At 37.1% G+C, this 17,031-nt stretch carries 16 protein-coding genes and 1 tRNA gene; all 17 read left to right on the top strand.

Annotated features, from left to right (window positions below; all coding sequences use genetic code 11):
• The first annotated feature begins 145 nt into the window (after positions 1–145).
• A complete protein-coding gene (locus RAO94_13625) occupies positions 146–634 on the top strand; it encodes a hypothetical protein (protein ID MDP8323379.1) in 489 nt (162 codons plus the stop codon).
• Between the two features lie 14 nt (positions 635–648).
• Positions 649–1,332: a hypothetical protein gene (locus RAO94_13620; protein MDP8323378.1), complete on the top strand. Its 684-nt coding sequence runs from the start codon at positions 649–651 to the stop codon at positions 1,330–1,332.
• A 572-nt stretch (positions 1,333–1,904) separates the two neighbouring features.
• Complete coding sequence (locus RAO94_13615) at positions 1,905–2,576, top strand: DUF3800 domain-containing protein (GenBank protein MDP8323377.1); 672 nt, start codon at positions 1,905–1,907, stop codon at positions 2,574–2,576.
• A gap of 863 nt (positions 2,577–3,439) precedes the next feature.
• Complete coding sequence (locus RAO94_13610) at positions 3,440–4,003, top strand: Fic family protein (GenBank protein ID MDP8323376.1); 564 nt, start codon at positions 3,440–3,442, stop codon at positions 4,001–4,003.
• Positions 4,004–4,340: 337 nt separating this feature from the next.
• Positions 4,341–4,928 (top strand): hypothetical protein, encoded by a 588-nt coding sequence (locus tag RAO94_13605; protein ID MDP8323375.1) that lies wholly within the window; start codon positions 4,341–4,343, stop codon positions 4,926–4,928.
• Between the two features lie 619 nt (positions 4,929–5,547).
• Positions 5,548–5,760, top strand: a complete 213-nt coding sequence (rpsU, locus tag RAO94_13600) for a 30S ribosomal protein S21 (GenBank protein MDP8323374.1) — start codon at positions 5,548–5,550, stop codon at positions 5,758–5,760.
• A 23-nt stretch (positions 5,761–5,783) separates the two neighbouring features.
• A complete protein-coding gene (locus RAO94_13595; GenBank protein MDP8323373.1) occupies positions 5,784–6,230 on the top strand; it encodes a GatB/YqeY domain-containing protein in 447 nt (148 codons plus the stop codon).
• Positions 6,231–6,332: 102 nt separating this feature from the next.
• Positions 6,333–7,112: a CvpA family protein gene (locus RAO94_13590; protein MDP8323372.1), complete on the top strand. Its 780-nt coding sequence runs from the start codon at positions 6,333–6,335 to the stop codon at positions 7,110–7,112.
• Positions 7,109–9,466 carry an endonuclease MutS2 gene (locus tag RAO94_13585; GenBank protein ID MDP8323371.1) on the top strand — a complete coding sequence of 786 codons (2,358 nt, stop codon included), beginning with the start codon at positions 7,109–7,111 and terminating at the stop codon, positions 9,464–9,466. The genes RAO94_13590 and RAO94_13585 overlap by 4 nt, the downstream gene beginning before the upstream one ends.
• 3 nt (positions 9,467–9,469) lie before the next feature.
• Positions 9,470–11,182 (top strand): DNA primase, encoded by a 1,713-nt coding sequence (gene dnaG / locus RAO94_13580; protein ID MDP8323370.1) that lies wholly within the window; start codon positions 9,470–9,472, stop codon positions 11,180–11,182.
• Between the two features lie 9 nt (positions 11,183–11,191).
• Positions 11,192–12,931, top strand: coding sequence for an RNA polymerase sigma factor RpoD (rpoD, locus tag RAO94_13575; GenBank protein ID MDP8323369.1), 1,740 nt, complete (start codon positions 11,192–11,194; stop codon positions 12,929–12,931).
• A gap of 61 nt (positions 12,932–12,992) precedes the next feature.
• Positions 12,993–13,068 (top strand) — tRNA-Ile (locus RAO94_13570).
• 51 nt (positions 13,069–13,119) lie between these two features.
• The gene (locus RAO94_13565) at positions 13,120–13,365 is read left to right on the top strand and encodes a GIY-YIG nuclease family protein (protein ID MDP8323368.1); all 246 of its coding nucleotides are present in this window, start codon (positions 13,120–13,122) and stop codon (positions 13,363–13,365) included.
• Between the two features lie 555 nt (positions 13,366–13,920).
• A complete protein-coding gene (locus RAO94_13560) occupies positions 13,921–14,694 on the top strand; it encodes a metallophosphoesterase (GenBank protein MDP8323367.1) in 774 nt (257 codons plus the stop codon).
• Between the two features lie 208 nt (positions 14,695–14,902).
• Complete coding sequence (locus tag RAO94_13555) at positions 14,903–15,151, top strand: iron-only hydrogenase system regulator (GenBank protein ID MDP8323366.1); 249 nt, start codon at positions 14,903–14,905, stop codon at positions 15,149–15,151.
• A gap of 15 nt (positions 15,152–15,166) precedes the next feature.
• The gene (gene hydG, locus RAO94_13550) at positions 15,167–16,693 is read left to right on the top strand and encodes a [FeFe] hydrogenase H-cluster radical SAM maturase HydG (GenBank protein ID MDP8323365.1); all 1,527 of its coding nucleotides are present in this window, start codon (positions 15,167–15,169) and stop codon (positions 16,691–16,693) included.
• A 7-nt stretch (positions 16,694–16,700) separates the two neighbouring features.
• Entirely contained in the window at positions 16,701–16,922 is a 222-nt protein-coding gene (locus RAO94_13545) for a hypothetical protein (protein MDP8323364.1), read from the top strand.
• Positions 16,923–17,031: the final 109 nt, after the last annotated feature.

Below are 17,031 nucleotides of genomic sequence, written 5' to 3'. Positions count from 1 at the left end.
ATACTTGAGATGAAAACAATAGAGAATAGAATTATCAAAGAATCCTCATTTCATTTGTAGTACCCAAATTTAAAACCGGTTTGTTGTTTTTCAATGACTTAGCGGTTGTTTCTCGAAAGATGGGTTAAGTTTGTTTATGCATGTTATGGAAGATTCGATTATACGGAATCTTTTTTTTGAAGATGTCCTGCTGTATGTAGAATGTGAATATAATGAGAAGAAAATGAAAATCAGCTCCCGCTTCTGGAAGGATTATAACGTACTTAAAGACTACAAAGGAGAGGAAGAAAATATACGCAGATCAAATAGTGAAGTCTCTATTGAACAGAAAGCTATGAACAATCTAAATACAGCGATAAGAAGGTTTAGAGATGAATTGGAAGATATTTTTGAGTTTTTAAGGGTTCTAAAGGAAGATCTGCTTTATTGGCATACTTTACCCCGCTATACGATTAGAAGGTTAGCAAAAGTAGATCTAATTCCAGGATGTGGAGAAAATGAAATTAAAGAATTCAAAAATGAAGTAAATGGGATCAAAGGCAGAATAGGAGGAGATTATTTGGAAAAAATAAAGCAGAAATTTATTGATATGGAAGATGAAATTGTAATTGCTATAGAAAATATACGCAGGTAATGATGGAAAGATGAATGGATAATAACAAACAGACAATAATCTTCAATTCAAGCTCTCATAACTTAGATAAACTTGCAAAGGAATATTATGGGATATTCACTTTTTTGGATTGGTTAAGTAATACAAAGAATCCAATAATACAATTTGAAGAATTTATCTCCATAAAGAAAACAGAATGTCCAGATTTTATTATCGAAACAGAAAAAGAGAAAATTGGGGTTGAATTTGTACTAATAACAACTCCAAACTCAATGAAAGCTGATAAAGAGCTACAAAAGGATGATACAGATTACCTTCAATATGATCCTTCAATTTACAATGAGAAGAAAAAGGCTAAACCTTCATTTATTACTAGAAGTAAGAACGATGAGATTGTTTCATATCCAATATATGGAGATCAAAGGGAGTATGGATGGGCTAAGGTTGCATTTAATCGATTATCAGAGAAATGTAGTAAATTAGATAATTACAAATCTACCAATCCAGATATAAAAACATTTATTCTATTGTTAGCAGATAATTTAGCCCTTCATAAAACAAGGGACAAAAATAAAGCTAATGAATATTTTAAAAAACAAATCTATGATAATATTGAAGATATTATTGATAAATATGATTATGTCGTTTTGATAAACAATTTTGAAAATGAAGGTCTTTATGTAATCGAGCCTAAAAGTCTGCAATCAACCAAAAATTGAATGAGATATAATTGAAATTAATGTTAAAAGGTTGCTACTTTTCACAATTATTTCCTTCAATTCGTTTATTTTAAGTATCATCAGAGCTGGAAGCTATGGATACGCATAATCCAAATCAGGGATGATTTGGCTACATAAAGTTCAGTACAGGGATTGAGGGAGCGATCCGCCTTCATCTGATTACGGCGCGACAAGAGGGGCGAAGATTTGAGGGTGTGAAGGGATGAGAGCAATTGAAAATGTAAAATTGAAAATTAAGTGTGTAATGTAATCAGGACTGGGGAATAAACGAAGGGGTGAAAGGGCGAGACACATGAAAACTCGAAAACAGGACTACATGAAAACTCGAAAATGAGAAGAGGTGAGGGGGTGTAATTTGAGAATAGTACAGAGTGTTAAAATAATTATTGTTAAATGATGAGGGAAAGAATTATTTTATTGACAGTAAATACATCTAGAGATATCTATGTAATTGAGTAGGTAAATCCTGGTAAACCGTGATGTCGCAAGATGTCATAAGCATATTTTGAATATGCCGGCGCCAGGGACTGCTCATTTTTTTTGGAGTATCTATGCAAGTATATTTTGATGAAAGTGGTGATTTAGGCTGGACATTTAATAAGCCATACGGGGATGGAGGATCAAGTAGATATCTTACTATAGCTTTTTTGTTTATTGATGAATCCTTGAAGTCAATTCCCAAACGAATAATTAAAGATTTATACAGAAAGCGTAAACAATCTTCAGCAATTGAACTGAAGGGTTGTAAATTGAAAGAAGAAGAAAAAGAAGAAGAAGAATTTATTAATAAGACAAAGAGAATGTTAAAGAAATACAGATCAATCAAGCTTGCAGCTATTACAGTGAAAAAGGAAAATGTTGCAGCTCATATCAGAGAGGATAAGAATCTTATATATAACTTTATGACAAAATTGGTTATACCGGAATATGTGAAAGGATATCAGAAAGTAGATTTGTTTCCAGATCCCAGATCAATAAAAGTACAAAGTACAAATAGTTTAAAAGATTATTTACAGATCCATTTATGGTTTGAATTAAAGGTAAGCACAAAGTTATATAAACACACAATAACCTCAGATAATAATTTGAATATTCAATTTGCTGATGTGTTAGCTAACATAATATGGGAATCTTATGAGTTAAACAAAACAATGAATAAAAATAATTTATTAGATATGATAGATAATAGAGAATTATTCTTCAAAAATTTTTATGAATTATAAGAAAGAAGTAGTTGGAGTTTAAATGAAGATTTGAAGAGGAGAAGGGGTGAAGGGGGGAGAATAATTGAATCAGCCATAGGCTGACAAGAATATAGGGGTATGTATATGGGGATAAGTGAAAAGTGAAAAGTAGGGATTTGTATTATTTTTAAGAAGTTAAATATAGGGGTATGTATATCTCAAAAAGGGCAAAAATGTAATGTTTTGTTGTAATTAACATTATTGCAGGGATTTATGACATTACATTTACATTACATTTCCTTACATTTGCTGAATAATTGAATCAGCCATAGGCTGACAAGAATGTAAAATTAAATGCAATGTAATCAGAGCTGAGGGAGGAATTATGCTGTTTGTAGCTTAATCATCTTGATTAAGTTCTTATTTTTAGGGAGATACAATTTTAGATTATTGACTTATTTGGTTGTTTATGAAAATTAGACTTTAATAGAAAATGATGAGGTAGATATGAAATTTGTAATAAGCAAAAGAGCTTACGAAGAAACAGCCAGAAAAGTATCGCCGGAATTTATGGAATAGCAATGAGCAACACAAAGATATCCATACGTTTTTTTGACGACCGCGAAGTGCGTGCCTTATGGGATGAAAAGAATGCGAAATGGTGGTTTTCGGTTTTGGATATAGTAGCAGTTCTTACCGACCAAGACAACTACACCAAAACCCGCAACTATTGGAAATACCTTAAAGCCAGGTTAAAGAAAAAGAACAGTCAGTTGGTTAGTGCCACTACCCAACTGAAATTAACAGCAGCAGACGGCAAACAATATAAATCCGATATGCTTGATTACAACGGCATTATTGCCTTAGGCAAAACATTTCCCGGAACAAAAGCCAACCGCTTTATCGAGTGGTTTAGTTTTAGTGATGAAAGCATCGACGGAAAAAGCAAAACAAAAGCTTATGCCCTCTTTGAAAGTTCTTTTATCAACAGCATAGAGGAAGGCACCGTCAAAGGATTGCAGCAAATACACGGTTATTTGTTTGGTGGTTTATACGATTTTGCAGGACAAATAAGGCAAAAAGACATTTCAAAAGGAGGATTTCAATTTGCGGCTTCACACTTTCTTGGCAACACGCTTAAACAAATAGAAGCCATGTCGGAAACAACTTTTGACGAAATAGTTAAGAAATATGTAGAAATGAACATTGCTCATCCATTTATGGAGGGCAACGGCAGAAGCACCCGAATCTGGCTTGATTTGATATTGAAAAAACGTTTGAAAAAATGCGTTGATTGGAGTAAAATAAGCAAAACCGATTATATGAATGCAATGGTAAAAAGCTCGGTAAACAGCAGCTTCATAAAAAAACTGATAAAAGAAGCTTTGACCACCAAAATAAACAGCAGGGAAGTGTTTATGAAAGGTATTGATTATTCATATTATTACGAGGAAGAAGAGTATTAATGAACGAAGAACAAACTAAATATGATTATATAGAACCAGCACTTAGAGAAGCTGGATGGTGATCAATAACAAAGATTAAAGATATACCACAAAACGAAAGACCTCGGGAAAAGCTTCTGGAAAAAGGGGCAAAATACTTAAGTGATGAGGATCTGGCAGTTACTGAAAGGCTGAAAGCAGCCGGAAAAATATTAGGGATTCAGGTACTGGATCATTTGATATTTAACCAGAAAGGGGTGTTCAGTATCTTTGGAGATAAATGAAGATTTGAAGGAGTGAAGGCGCGAAAGGGCGAAAGTGTGAAGGGACGAGAAATGTAAAATTAAGGAGTTAGATTATGAAAGCTTTTCTGATAGTTTTAATAGAAATTATTATTTTAGGATTTGTATATGTGTATACCGGAAATTCTTTACCAGATGACTTTTTTCATGAAACATCTTCACTTTATTTTTTCAGTGCTCTGCTTCAATCAAATGCTGCAATATTCGCTATCGTGGGTGTTTTCATTGTTTTTAGATTACAAAGCCTGCAATCATCTCTTGATATGTTAAAGAACACTCTAATGCAAAATAGGGGTAAAACAATAACCCTCTGTTCTGTTATCGAGTTTGACAAATTAAATATTAAAGAGAAAGAAAAAAAAATAAACTTTGTTGATGAGGTTACAACAATAGATTTCCTATTACAAACTTGGGTAGAAAAAGAAAAAAAAATAAACATGATAAAAAATAGCATTGGATTTCCTACAGGGGCTATAATAGTAGTATTGATATTTAATATATTTGGCCTGGTTTTCTCAAATTTCATCCATGATAAAAGCGTTTATTTAGAATTATCAATTCAATCAGCATTTATTATTATTCAAATTTACATCTTTCTTCTTTTAGTAAAATCAATTAATCTTTTATTAGACAATAGAATTTAATGAGGGGGTGAGGGAACGAGGGAGCGAGGGGGTGAAGAGGTGAAAGGGTGAAGATGAGAATAATTGAAAATTGAAAATGGTAAATTGAAAATTAAATTAGCATGAAATTCTGTACCAGTTTTCACTGCCAAAACTGTACCAATTTAAAATGCCATTGACACTACATGAAAACACGAAAATATGAAGATGAGAAGGGGGGAATAATGTAAAATGTAAAATGGTAAATTGAAAATTAAATGTGTTAAAGATAATACAAACCTAGGGGAAGAATGAGGGAACGAGATAGCGAGGGAGCGAGAGGATGAGGGTTAGAAAATTAGAGAGTATGAAAAAAACTTGGCTGGTATTCCATATAATTTGTTAGTTTTGTTAGTTTTGTCTTGATGAGTCGTAAGCTTGCGAAGGCTATTCGTTGCTTAATAATCTTATATTACATTTCTCTGTGCTCTCTGCCTGCCGTGTCGTAGCTTTATGCGTAGGATGGTGGTGTAAATTGATCAGGAAAAGAGAACAAAAATACAAAATAGGAGGCGGAAGTTGACAGGCAATAATTAGGTTGACAATAAACGGTTATGTTTGTTTTTTGTCTTTTACTTGAAATAAAAGGAGGTGATTTTTAGTGCCTAAGGTATTAGCCAAAGATAATGAGCCTTTCCAGGTGACATTACGACGGTTCAAAAAGTCTTGCGAGAAAGCAGCTTTGCTGAGTGATATCAAGAAGAACCAATACTTTGAAAAACCCACGATAGAGCGACGCAGAAAGCTTAATGCAGCGAAACGTAAAGCAGTTAAGCAGCAGCGCAAGATGGCTCGTTACGGAAAAGCCTTTTAGTTAATAATTTAAAGGGGCGGAAAATGATTGAAGAGCGGTTGAATAACGAGATCAAAGATGCCATGCGCAGTCGAGATAAAAATCGGCTGAAAGTATTGCGCACTTTGAAAAGTGCTTTGAAGCAGGTTCAGATTGACACTCGGAAGGAATTAACTGAAGATGATGTTATCGGAATTTTAAAGGGTGAGCAAAAGAAACGTCGTCAGGCAATGGAACTTTTCATTACTGGAGGACGTCAGGAACTGGTCGATAACGAGCAGTTTGAGATTGATATTATTGATGAATATTTGCCCAGACCTTTGAGTGAAGAAGAATTGACCGCAGCAGTCGCGAAAGCAGTGGAAGTCTTATCCCCTGAAGGTATTAAAGACATGGGAATGGTGATGAAACATCTTAAGGAAGAATTGGGAAACAGGGCGGACGGAAAGCAGCTTTCGATTTTAGTACGGCAGACATTGAACCGTAAATAGCGGATTCAATATATGAAGATATAAGCATAAACAGGGGTAACCACCTCTGTTTATGTTTTTAATTGCCAGCAAGAGGACAAGCCTGAAAATCAAGGGGTAATTATGACCAGTTTAGATTTAATATTTGGCATTATATTGTTAATTTTTACGATCTGGGGAATGTTTAAAGGACTATTATGGACTTTGGTCAGAATATTATCCTTAGCTGGTGTGATTCTGATTATCTCAACTTTTGGTGAAGATTTCCGTTATAAGCTGGGAGACATGCTGAATGTGTCACCGGCAATTGCCACAGTGATCGCCTATGTTTTGATCTTTGTAGTAATGATGATAATTGCCAGAATAGTTTTCGGAATTCTCAAAAAAGTTATGAAGGCATTGGACCTGGGATGCATGAACAGGATAGCTGGTGGACTTTTTGCAGTATTTGCTTATTTTATATTTCTGGCAATGCTGGTAATTTTATTAGATATTTCACCCTATTCTTTAAATTATCGGGGAGTGCGACCGCAGAATAATCGGCTGAACATTGAAACTTTGACCAAAAACCTGGAATCCGAGATAAATTCACGCAGCGATCAGCTTTCTGAGATGGAAATAGACCGGATCTGGGAAGCGATTGATGATGCGAATAAGCAGTATGCTTCAGCAAAAGATTCTGAAAGCCGCAATCGGGCTCTTAAAGAATTATATGATTCAATTCAAGGCTCTTTGAAAGAAAGTGATTTTAATGAGGTATTTGACCTGATGCAGATAAAACAGGAAGATCTTCTGCGGGTTAAAGGTAAAGAAATTGTAATAGAATCACTATTTTTGGAAAGCGTAATAGAGCCGATAGCTGATTATATTGAAACAGAAATAATGGGATTTGAACATATTTGAAAACAGCGAGTATAAAATATCCAGAAAGTCTGGAATTTAGCAAAGTAAAAAAATATATAGCTTCTTTATGCCAGAGTGAAGCCGGCAAAGAGCTAGTGGATACTATTGAGCCATTGCAGAACAAACAGGATATTGAATACCGTCTGAATCTGACAACAGAAGTTCAATTACTTCAAAAAGAGAAAATCCATTTCAGCTATTTCCAGGTAACAAATCTGGATAGACTGCTCTTTGAGACAGATGGTCAGGTTTATGATTATGAAGAACTTAAAGAGATCATGGGTAACCTGATAGTAGTTTCAAATGTAGCAGAAGCAAAACCTCGATATGAAATTTTCACTCTATTCAATGAACTTGCAGGTAAATTGACAGCAATTCCTGAATTACTGGAATTATATTATAGGATATTTGGAGAAGATGGTGAGATCAAAGATAATGCATCATCTCATTTATATTCAATCCGCAAGCGTCAGAAACAGGTTCGCAGAAACATCGTAAATGTTTTACAGAAGAAGCTGGTGGAATATGCAGAACACAGCTATTTGCATGATGATGTGGTTACTCAGCGGGACGGCAGGTTCGTTGTTCCGGTCAAGAAATCAGCATCCGGCAATGTGAATGGGATAATTCATGGAGAATCGGGAAGCCATAGTTCGGTATATATAGAGCCAGCTGAGGTGGTGAGTTTAAATAATGATGTACATCTTATGGAAAATGAAGAAAGACAGGAAGTCTATCGGCTTTTGCGGGAAATCACATCAGCAGTAACCGCTGAAAGACATACCATAATGCATAATTCAAAAGTGCTGGCTGAGCTTGATCATTATAGTGCGATAGCTCAGTGGTGCAATAGATTGCAAAGCAGCAAACCCAGAATTACTGAGGATGCTGTGATCTCTTTAGCAAAAGCAAGACATCCTTTATTGATAGAAGGTTTTTCCAGTGTAGATCGCGTGATACCTTTTGATCTGGAGCTTGGTAATGATTATAACCTGCTGCTGATTTCGGGTCCTAATACCGGTGGAAAAACTATTACTCTAAAAACAGTAGGTTTGCTTACATTGATGGCATTAAGCGGTCTGCCAATACCGGCATCCGATGAGAGTATGATAGGAATATTTGGGGCAGTATATGCAGATATTGGTGATAACCAATCGCTGGAGGATTCATTATCGACCTTTTCCTCGCATATTGCAAATTTAAAAGAGATGCTGGAAAGTAATGAGCAGAAGGTTCTTGTCCTGATAGACGAAATAGGCTCAGCAACAGATCCTGAACAGGGAAGTGCTCTGGCACAGGTAGTGCTTGAGCATCTAAGCCGTAAGGAGTTTCTGGGCGTTGTGACCACGCATTATACAGCACTCAAAGTTTTTGCAGAAAATGATGAAAGATGCGTTAATGCTGCCATGCAGTTTGATCCGGAGAACCATGTACCTACTTTTCATTTTAAAATCGGCTTACCTGGAAATAGCTTTGCTATTGAAGTGGCATCAAGACTTGGTATGGCAGGTGATATAATTGACCGGGCGAAAGAATTAACAGGTCGGCAAAATGTGGAACTCACTGACTTGATCAGGAAACTGAGTGAAGAGAAAAAGAGATTAAGTCGGGAAATATATCAATATGAATTAAAGAACTCGCTGTTGCGACAGAAGGTAGATGAACATCAGCGTCAAATTGATAAAATAAATCAGGAAACGAAGCAGATAAAGAAGCGATCCACTCTGGAAGCGCGTGAATTTTTGACATCACTGCAGAAGGAATTGAATTCTGAAATAGACAACATTAAGAAAGATGACAGACAGCTGCGAAAACAAAATTATGAAGAAGAATTAAAGAAAGTAGTAAAATTGAATAGCGAACTGGAAGACCTGGTAGTGGATGTTCATCAGCAGGGAAGAAACAAACTGGCAGATGCCCAGATAGGCTCACATGTGTGGCTGCAGGATCTTGATGCAGAAGGTGTGATAGTTGAGATCAGTCGCAGTGGGATTAAGGTTGATCTGGATGGGATGTATTACACTACAAATATAAATAACCTGTTTCAGGCAGGTGCCTCGGAAGAACAGGTTATCGATAGAGGTATCCGGATTCCAGTGCCACAGGCAAAATTTGAACTCAAAATCCTGGGATATCGGGCAGAAGAAGCTATCCCGGAAGTGGAAAAACTGATTGATGAAGCTGTAATTAGTGGACTTAACTATGTGAGAATTGTTCATGGTAAAGGGACAGGAGCTCTGAGAAGTAAAATTCGCAGATATTTGAAGAAGAATAAGTATGTGGAAGAATTTTTTACTCCGGCACCAGAAGCCGGAGGAGATGGCGTAACAGTGTGCCAGTTGAAAGCGGAGTAGGTAATGGATATTAAAGTCGTAGATGATCTATTAGCTCATGTTAATATTGTGAATGTGATCGAGAGATACATTCCATTAAATAAAGCTGGCAGCAATTATAAGGCATTATGTCCATTTCATGATGAAAAGACCGCTTCCTTCAATGTTAGTGAGAAATTGCAGATATTCAAATGCTTTGGTTGCGATGCCAAGGGTAATGCCGTTTCTTTTGTGCGTGATTATGAGAAAATATCTTTTTGGGAAGCAGTTCGCAAAGTTGCAGATATGGCAGGCTATATTTTGCCGGAATCAAATTATGATAAACAGAAAAAATCAAAATTTGACCTGATCTATCAAGCTTATAATCTGGCAAAAGACTATTTTTTGATAAACCTTAGACAGTATGGAGATCAGGCACAGCAATATCTGGACGAAAGAGGAATCACAAAAGAGATCAGGGAGAAATTTGAATTCGGTTATGCTTTAAACAGTTTTGGAGGACTATCTAATTACCTGTTGAAACATGATATAAAATCGGAAATACTACCTGAAACAGGTCTTTTTGGCAGCAATGAAAGGGGTATTTATGATCTGTTCCGTGATAGAATAATGATCCCTATCCATTCCAGCAGTGGAAAAGTAGTCGCTTTTGGCGGCAGGAAAATGGATGAATCTCAGCCCGGTGGTAAATATATTAATTCTCCCACTACTGTCATATATACAAAAGGGAGAGAATTATTCGGTTTAAATGTTACTAAATATGATATCAGTAAGCGGGATTATGTGCTGGTAAGTGAAGGTTATCTCGATATGCTGCGGCTTTATGAGCAGGGTTTTATTAATACTGTGGCATCTTTGGGGACAGCACTCACCTCGGCTCAAATTTCTTTACTTGGCAGATACACACAAAATGTTTATATTATTTATGATGGAGATGAAGCAGGAATTCGGGCAGCACTCAAAGGTGCAGCAGAAGTTACAAGACACGGCTTCCAATGCAAAATTGTGGCTCTGCCGGATGGAGAAGATCCTGATAGTTATCTGCTAAATAATGGAAAAGAGGCTTTGCAGAAATTGATTGATAATGCACTGACGTTACCTGAATATTTTAAGGTAGAAAAAACATTGGGTTTGAGCACTAATAAAAAAGTGAACTACCTGATCGATGTAGCCCGTGATATTGCGGGAGACATGGATCGTAGCCTGTTTTTAAAAGGTGTATCAGAGACATTTGAAATCAGCTATCCGGCAATAATTTCACGTTCCAAAAATAAAATAATTTTTCAAGATTCAAATGTTACGTTAGATTATCTAAATAATAATAAATATCCCGAAGAAAGGTTGTTATTAAAATTGATGATGGAAGAGCGGGAATTGTGTGATAAGATAACTGAAGAGATCGATGCTTCCTGGTTTCTGGAAGCAGAATATAGAGAGATATTTGAGGTGCTGATAGAGCAAAAAGATAAACTTAATCAGGTATCGTCCTACCAGATGGTAGTAACACCTGAAGTTTGGGCACGTATGTCCGAGATTATGCTGATGAAAACACCTCAGGTAGAAATAGAGAAAGTAGTGCGAGATGTGAAATTACGCAAATATCGGCAGGATTTAGCTGCAATGGAAAAAGATATTCAGGCACAGGGCTTGCAGTCAGAATTATTTGAGAAATATGAGGATTTAAAGAAGAAGGTGCGGGAATTAGACCCGCGGGGAGCCCAGAAATTATTATATTAAGGAGCGTAGATGCAGAGTTATAATGAATGCGTCCAGAAACTCAAGGATTTGGCAAAGAGTAATAATAATTTAATAACTTTTAAACAAATTAATGAGAATCTGCCCGACGATCCGATTTATCTTGAGAAGATAGCGGATTTGATCAATGATCTAACCGATACCGGAATCGAGATAATTGACGAGACTCAAAAGCGGATAACCAGAAAACATACATCGGCGAATAAGAAGCCGACCAGGAAATTCAAAAATAAGAGATATTATGATGATCCTGTGCGAATGTATCTGGGTGAAATGGGTCGTGTACCTTTGCTTGATCGCGAAGGTGAAGTGCGAATCGCTAAAAAGATTGAATCCGGTCAAAAGTATATCAATAAATATGTATTTATGTCAGGCAGCACTTTACGCGAAATGGAGAATTTTTATCACAGATATCAGGAAAAACGAGTACGTCTTGATCATATTTTTAAGATTGAATATGGAAGCTGGATGGATAAAGCTCAGGAAGAGCGGTTGATGACTTCTTTTAAAGAAGTGATAGCAGAATCTGAAGCGAAATTCGAAGAGATAGGTGAATTGCTTGATAATAGCGAAATTGATGAAAATGGAATATTATCACACCAAGAAGAAATTGATGAAATGCGCAAGGTGGTCATCGAGATATTCAATCGGCTGGTTTATAATGAAAAACTGCTCAAGCGCATGGTTTATCGCATCAAAAGCCTCGTTGATAGAATAAAGGATTCTGAGAAGATCATTAAAAATCTAAGCAGGATCAGGAAATTCAATATTGATGAGATCTGCACCTTTGGCAGAAAAGCTGGTAAGAGCGATGAAGACTATGAAGAAGTTCGGGTGGAAACAGGCATAGACCCGGAAGTATTTATCGAGACACTGCGCAAGATCAAAAATGCCAGACGTAAGATCAGACGCGTGGAACTGGAAACCAGGATGACTGCCCAGGAAATGATAGATCTCCTGCGGGAAATCGAACGTGGTGAAAAGCTGAAAGAACGGGCAAAAAATGAAATGATCGAAGCTAATGTACGGCTCGTGGTTTCCATTGCCAAACGCTATAATAACCGCGGTCTTGATTTTCTGGACCTTATTCAGGAAGGTAATACGGGCTTAATGAGAGCAGTGGAAAAATATGATTACCGTAAGGGTTTCAAATTTTCTACTTACGCCACCTGGTGGATCAGGCAGGCAATCACCCGTGCAATAGCAGATCAGGCAAGAACCATCAGAATCCCTGTTCACATGATCGAATCTATTAACAAGGTGAAGAGAGCCAGTAGAAAATTATTACAGAAGCTGGGAAGAGAGCCATATCCAGAGGAAATTGCTGAGGAACTTGAACTTACTGTGGAAAAAGTTAAAAGTATCCAGGCTATCACCAAAGAACCAGTATCATTAGATAAACCGATTGGGCATGATGATGATGACAGTTTACTGGGTGATTTCATTGAAGATAAGGGTACAATTTCTCCTGAGCGAATGGCTGAACGTACACTATTGAAGAAGCAGGTAGATGATATTTTGAAGAGTCTCACTTCACGGGAAGAGCGTGTAATCCGGCTTCGTTTCGGTATAGATGACGGTTATCACCGCACCCTGGAAGAGGTGGGTAATATATTTAACGTAACCAGAGAACGAATTAGACAGATTGAGGACAAGGCCCTACGGAAATTGCGTCATCCCACCCGTGCCAGCATTTTACAGAAATTTATCGATAATTTTAATGTTAAGTAAGAAATCGGCTTGACAATAAAACTCTGAAATAAATTTCTTACACTTACCTTATTAAATTAGGGGGCCTATAGCTCAGTTGGTAGAGCTTCCGGCTCATAACCGGACGGTCAGAGGTTCGACTCCTCTTGGGCCCACCAATAAATTTACCGTCACATTTGTGGCGGTTTTTTATTATACAGGTTGATATTATGGTAATAGTTTATGTATTGAAAGGCATTAAAAGGTATGTTGGAATCACTAATAATCTTGATAGACGACTACTTGAACATAAACGAAAAACATCAAAAGACAGTCAGATGATTGGTGAATTTAAAGTGATCTATACAAGAGAATACCCCGATTATAAATCTGCCAGAGATCATGAGATGTTTCTCAAAAGTGGAGCTGGCAGGGCATGGTTAGATAAATATGAAGACGGTCAGAGCCAGCCATAGGTTTACTAGCTAGCCTTAGGCTAGTAAACCTCAGGCTAGCTGGTAAAGCTAGTGAGCCTTTGGCTCATTCGACTCCTCTTGGGCCCACCATAAATTTACCGTCACATTTGTGGCGGTTTTTTTTATTTATGGAAATATCCTGGCATCCCCCTGGTTTTCTAAATTTTATTGTAGATATCACAATAAAATATAGAGAGTTAGATATGCTTTATTAGTAATATTTTTCCACTCTAATTAACACCAGATTTCAATCTGGTGAAAAGAAAATAAATAAGAGTTGAGTGGCTTCAGCCACTTCAGATAATTACATTGTAAGCAAGTACAATTTATTTATAACTAACTGCATTAATAAAGAAGTCACTGAAGTGACTTCCCATCCTTCGTACATCTAAATTCCCCCAAATAAATTTGGGGGTTAATAAGAGTGGTCATCTTGCTACTTTCGGTAATCTATTATAAAATTAATTTCGGGGGGATGCTAGTTTATGGAAATATCTACTTGACATTAACCTTAAATGGAGATTGTATGATTGAACTTGTTTCCGAGGGGGAATAATGAAAATCCAGATAGCATCTGATCTGCATCTTGAGTTTTTTAGTAATCGAGAGTGGCTGAGTGACAATCCTTTAATCGCTAAGGGAGATGTATTACTGCTGGCTGGGGACATTATCTGCGATAAAATTAAGAAGAGGGCCAGGAGTTTTTATGAAAAACTCTCCAAAGATTTTGATTTTGTTATCTCTACAATGGGTAATCACGAATTTTACCAGGGCATCATTAATTATGCCTATCCAGTATACCAGAGCCAGATTGCAGAAAATCATGTAAAACTCAATAACCGCACTTATGTAATTGATAATGTGAAATTCATTGTTACTACTTTATGGAGTTATGTTCCTGAAGTGAGTAAAGCAATTATCAGCCAGGGATTGAATGATTACAGACTGATCTCGTATTCTGATATCTATAAAGATAAATATCTCATAACTGTAAAAGATACAAATAGATATCATAAGCTGTCACTTAAATTTATTAAGGATGAATTGCAGAAACCTTTTGATGGCAGTATTATTATTATGACCCATCACCTGCCCAGTTATGATTGCATAGATGAAAGATATAAGGAAGACAAACTCAATAGTGCCTTTGTTACTGACCTTAACTATCTGATCATAGCCAATCCTCAGATCAAATACTGGGTATGCGGTCACTCACATGATTTTAATGAAACCAAAATTGGAAATACAATTGTAGTCCGCAACCCGCTGGGCTATGTAGATAATGGAGAACAGCGGGATTTCCGCAGAGATTTTATGATCGAAATATAATATAGCTAAAAAAGTAATTGACCTGCAAACAACCCTCCATAGCTTGACTTTCAGACCTGAGAAACAGGAATAAAAATATATTCTGACGTCAAGGGTAAGAGGTAAAAAATATTTTGGAAGTTCGGTGATTACCGGGGACATTGATCTGCTGTTTCAGCCACTAAGCCAGAATTCTTCCTCTTTCCTCAGATGACAGGAAGGAGGATCAATGGAACTTAGATTCCATTCAGTTTCAATTACAATTTATGATCGTCAAACCGCATTTAACAAGGTAAGTTCTCTATTGCATGATTTTGCACCTTATGTTCAGGCTCGTCTTGGCTATCCCATCCCGGATAAAAATGTGGCTGTGATCTTTTTGATCTTGAAAATGACTACTGATGATCTGGGTGCTCTCACTGGAAAACTTGGACAATTACCTGATGTGAATGTGAAAGCTAATACTTTGAAAATTTAATAATGGAGATATAAAATGAGTAAATTAAATCCCGCTGACTGGAAACAGCAAGTCATCAAACAGGAAGAAATCGACAAGTATCTTGTTGATGGAAAAGATTTTATTGATACGCAAAAGATATTTGATGAATTGCAATCTAACCAAACCTCAGACGTTGCTCAAGTGAGAGATATTATTGCAAAATCCAAAGAAGTTCAGCGACTAGATCCCAGTGAAACTGCTGCTTTACTGCACGTAAGTGATCCTGAACTCTGGGCAGAGATGGATGAAGCAGCCCTGGAGATCAAACGCAAGGTCTATGACAACCGCATCGTCTTTTTTGCCCCGCTATATTGTGCCAATCTTTGTGTGAATAATTGTGCCTATTGCGGTTTCAAGTGTGAAAATTCCCAGGAGAAAAGAAAAATCCTTACAATGAACGAAGTGCGAAAAGAAACTGAAGCAGTTATCGACGAAGGACACAAAAGAATGATCCTTGTCTATGGTGAACATCCGGCTTCTGATGCAGATTACATGGTTGATTCCATCAAAACAGCATATGACACCCGCAAAAAAGCCCGAACTGGCTGGGGAAATATCAGAAGAGTGAATATTAATGCTGCACCCATGAGTATCAACGACCTTAAAAAGCTCTGGGAAGCAGGAATAGGCACCTACCAGGTATTTCAGGAAACCTATCACAAAGATACTTACTCTGCGGTTCACCCCGCAAATACGCTCAAAGGTAATTACCGTTGGCGCTTATATGCTTTGCATCGTGCCATGGATGCAGGAATTGATGACGTTGCAGTGGGTGCTCTATTTGGACTTTATGACTGGCGTTTTGAAGTGATGGGATTGCTTCACCATACTATGGATCTTGAAAGACAATTCGGAATTGGTCCTCACACGATATCTTTCCCACGCCTCACCCCCGCCTCCGGCTCTCCTCTTACTACAAATTCAAAATACCTGGTTAAAGATGAAAATTTCCTTAAACTTGTAACTGTACTGAGGCTTTCAGTTCCATATACAGGAATGATAGTAACAGCACGTGAACGGGCAGAGATACGCAAACAGGCAATTCTGCGCGGTTGCACGCAAACTGATGCTTCCACCAAGATCGGAATTGGCGGATACACTGATGCTCTCAAAAAACTTGATGGCTATATGGAATCATCACAATTAGAAGATGAACAACAATTTATGCTGGGTGACACCCGCAGTCTTGATGAAGTAGTACGCGAACTGGCAGAAATGGGCATGATCACAAGTTTCTGTACAGCAGGTTACCGATGCGGACGCACAGGGGATAAGATCATGGGCTTGCTCAAGCATTGCGTGGAAGGCAAGTTCTGTAAATTAAATGCCGTACTCACCTATCGGGAATTTCTGGATGATTATGCTTCTCCAGAAACAAAAGTGATTGGTGAAAAAATTATCCAGAAAGAACTCGCTGACATCGAAACATACCCCTTCTTCCAGAAGAATAAAGATCTCATGAACTCATTCCGCAAGGAATATAACGACATAGTAAATGGTGAACGCGACGTTTACTTATAGGTTTATCATGCCTGATATAAATATCTTAAATAAGATTGTAGAAGAAATATATAAAGACCAGCAGGTTCGCAGTTATTTCTGTGAAATAATCGGCAAACGCTGGTCTTTTCTCACTGGTGATAATGACATCCTCAGTGCCCCGGTAAAATATACTATCAACGACACTCTGGGCATCATTGCTGATAAAGAGATCGCTGTTCTTACGAAATACACAGCCCGACTAACCTGAGGCTATCACTCTCAGATATTATAAGTCCTATAGGACCCATAGGATCTATAGGACTTATAAATCAATCCTGATCTGCTCCTTTCATTAAATATTCATAAATTATTTGACT

It is taken from the genome of Candidatus Stygibacter australis (assembly GCA_030765845.1).
In the GTDB taxonomy this organism is placed as follows: domain Bacteria; phylum Cloacimonadota; class Cloacimonadia; order Cloacimonadales; family TCS61; genus Stygibacter; species Stygibacter australis.
Note: the sequence above shows the minus strand (reverse complement) of the source record. Positions and strands in the feature narration are given on the sequence as shown.

What these genes read in the sequence shown, in the direction of transcription:
- RAO94_13625 (MDP8323379.1), top strand. Translation starts at nt 146, where the DNA reads ATGGAAGATTCGATTATACGGAATCTTTTTTTTGAAGATGTCCTGCTG.
- RAO94_13620 (MDP8323378.1), top strand. Translation starts at nt 649, where the DNA reads ATGGATAATAACAAACAGACAATAATCTTCAATTCAAGCTCTCATAAC.
- RAO94_13615 (MDP8323377.1), top strand. Translation starts at nt 1,905, where the DNA reads ATGCAAGTATATTTTGATGAAAGTGGTGATTTAGGCTGGACATTTAAT.
- RAO94_13605 (MDP8323375.1), top strand. Translation starts at nt 4,341, where the DNA reads ATGAAAGCTTTTCTGATAGTTTTAATAGAAATTATTATTTTAGGATTT.
- RAO94_13595 (MDP8323373.1), top strand. Translation starts at nt 5,784, where the DNA reads ATGATTGAAGAGCGGTTGAATAACGAGATCAAAGATGCCATGCGCAGT.
- RAO94_13590 (MDP8323372.1), top strand. Translation starts at nt 6,333, where the DNA reads ATGACCAGTTTAGATTTAATATTTGGCATTATATTGTTAATTTTTACG.
- dnaG (MDP8323370.1), top strand. Translation starts at nt 9,470, where the DNA reads ATGGATATTAAAGTCGTAGATGATCTATTAGCTCATGTTAATATTGTG.
- rpoD (MDP8323369.1), top strand. Translation starts at nt 11,192, where the DNA reads ATGCAGAGTTATAATGAATGCGTCCAGAAACTCAAGGATTTGGCAAAG.
- RAO94_13565 (MDP8323368.1), top strand. Translation starts at nt 13,120, where the DNA reads ATGGTAATAGTTTATGTATTGAAAGGCATTAAAAGGTATGTTGGAATC.
- RAO94_13560 (MDP8323367.1), top strand. Translation starts at nt 13,921, where the DNA reads ATGAAAATCCAGATAGCATCTGATCTGCATCTTGAGTTTTTTAGTAAT.
- RAO94_13555 (MDP8323366.1), top strand. Translation starts at nt 14,903, where the DNA reads ATGGAACTTAGATTCCATTCAGTTTCAATTACAATTTATGATCGTCAA.
- hydG (MDP8323365.1), top strand. Translation starts at nt 15,167, where the DNA reads ATGAGTAAATTAAATCCCGCTGACTGGAAACAGCAAGTCATCAAACAG.
- RAO94_13545 (MDP8323364.1), top strand. Translation starts at nt 16,701, where the DNA reads ATGCCTGATATAAATATCTTAAATAAGATTGTAGAAGAAATATATAAA.